The organism is Oleiphilus sp. HI0043 (genome assembly GCF_001634935.1).
This window is the reverse complement of record NZ_LWEY01001417.1, coordinates 1-2,125: the sequence shown is the minus strand read 5'-3', so window position 1 is coordinate 2,125 and position 2,125 is coordinate 1. Positions and strand designations below refer to the sequence as shown.

Sequence of the window (2,125 nt, the reverse complement as noted above, 5' to 3'; positions counted from 1 at the left end):
AAATATATATGTTTTGTGTTTCTGGTGTTATGTCAATTATTTTTAGTATGTTACTTACGATTTGCTCAGGAGTAAGAATGCTAAGATCGTTAGTACCAATACAAATAATAATAGTGTTAGCAATTTGGCTTGAACGATATTGAGATAATCTATTTAACAAACCTTCAGTTGTATCGAAACCAATACCGTAGTTCTCGCTTCTATCTATAATCGCGCTAGTATTTAAGCCTTGTATCATGCTATCTCCGAAGAATGCGATAGACTCGGGAGAGGTATTTCCATCTCGCCTTAACTGGTGGGCGAGTGTTGCTTTATAGGTGGGACTATTAACGTAGGGGCGTTGCTCTAGGCCAAGGTCGATTAGCACTTTTTGAAATGTATAAGTTTTATTGAACAAGAATGCGGCAAATACGTGAAGAGCAAGTAAGTAGATGCCGAATAGAGCTTTGTGTTTAGAGCTGATCACGATAAACTTTCTCCAACTTCTGAATCTGGTCAGAGAGTAAGAAGTGATCCAGGGTTCTTTGGTGGGCCTGTTCTCCTAACTTTTGTGCGAGCGAGTCGTTATTTAAAAGTAAATCTAACTTTTCTGCCAATACCTTGGGGCTTTCTGGTGGTACCAAAATGCCAGTTTCTTCATTAATGATGATGTCAGGGATGCCGCCAACCTGGGTTGCCAGTGTCGGCTTATGGCATATGCCAGCCTCGATGAAAACCAAGCCGAAACCTTCTTCTCGGGAGGGTTGTAGAAAGATATCGCAGGCCTGCATCCAATCCATTACATTGGTGACCTGGCCGAGTAGGGTGATTTTATCTTCCAGGCCTTTATCTCTAATGTGCGTTCTAAGTCGCTCATAGTCTTGAGGTGCCCCGTCGCCAGCAATGTATAGGTGAGTGCTATCGAGAACCTTAGGGGACTTTTGTTTCAATAGTGCTAAGGCTTCGATACTGTCGTCATGCCCTTTAATGGGCCCTAAATGACCTGCAGAGAATAAAATACGCCCATTAAGTGCTAACTTGTCTTTTGCTGCTTGTGTCGCATTACCTTCAGGTTGGGGTACTTCGCTTAGTTCTACGCCACCATGAATGGTGGTTGTTTTTTTATCGTTTATACCAAGCTGATTCACCATGCGCAGCTTTCTCTCATTCGATATAGCGATGTAATGATTCAATAACCAAGCAGAGAGTTTGTTCTTTAGGGTGGGTTGATAATAACGTAGTTCTGAGCGGTGATAAGTACCGATTATTGGTTTTCGTGTTAACTTACATGCGAGACCTGCATAGAGTGCAGAAGCTTCACAATGCGCATGTACAATATCGATCTTCATTGTTTTTAGTGTGTTGATTAATTGCCGGATCAGAGCGAAATCAAACTTGCCTTCTTTCTTAGTGAGGCACAGCCAGTTAGTGCTGTCCTGGTGTTGTTCTAACACCCACGAAGGTGGTGGCTCAAACGATGCAAGAAAGACGGAATGACCAAGTGCTTCAAGACCAGATTTCTCTTGGCTGATTCGTTTCGTTCGGCCACCTTTGTCTAGAGAATTTGCGACGATTAAAATATTAATGGTTTTGCTCCTTCAGCAAACATATCGGTTACTTTATTTCGTAGCGTGGCTTTTTTGCTCTGGCGCATTACCGCCAAAATCATCATATAGTAAGCGAGACTGTTCGTTAGGGTTACTTAAAGGGTCCCAGATGGGAAATAAACGCCTTCTAACTGCAAAGAAAACTCGGTCAATTTTGTTCGCTAGGCCGTTAGGAATATGCATCCACCTTAAAACCAGGAATATGCGTCGCCTAATCGCCCAGTTATATATGGATTGCTCAGAGTAGAAGTTATAGCCCCATCGCTTCTCAAATAGTCGGCTGGATGACTCAGTGATTTTGCTGTTCCAGCGTAAGTTAAAGTATTTAAGGTCTGAGAGGCTGGCACGAGTGCCTAAGTTATCAAAGATAATATTGCAACGAGGCTCTACATAAAGCTTTAGGCCTCGGTTCTTCAGCTGCATGCCGATATCCAGGTGCTCTCGGATAGTCATGTGCGGGAGTTCAAGGCTTTTCAGGACTTCGGTATTGAACATAACGCAATGAAGCTCAAACGCTTGGCTTTCAGTCACTTCTTGCG

General features: G+C 42.9%; 3 protein-coding genes. All 3 read right to left on the bottom strand.

Annotated features, from left to right (window positions below; translation table 11 throughout):
• Positions 1-466, bottom strand: a 466-nt coding sequence (locus A3729_RS19690; RefSeq protein ID WP_197475940.1) for a hypothetical protein, incomplete at its 3' end; no start/stop codon positions are given.
• Positions 453-1,553 carry a glycosyltransferase family 4 protein gene (locus A3729_RS19685; protein ID WP_369808629.1) on the bottom strand — a complete coding sequence of 367 codons (1,101 nt, stop codon included), beginning with the start codon at positions 1,551-1,553 and terminating at the stop codon, positions 453-455. The genes A3729_RS19685 and A3729_RS19690, both read right to left, overlap by 14 nt.
• A 45-nt stretch (positions 1,554-1,598) precedes the next feature.
• Positions 1,599-2,125 (bottom strand): hypothetical protein (locus tag A3729_RS33260; RefSeq protein ID WP_197475939.1); only part of this gene is annotated, 527 nt, incomplete at its 5' end.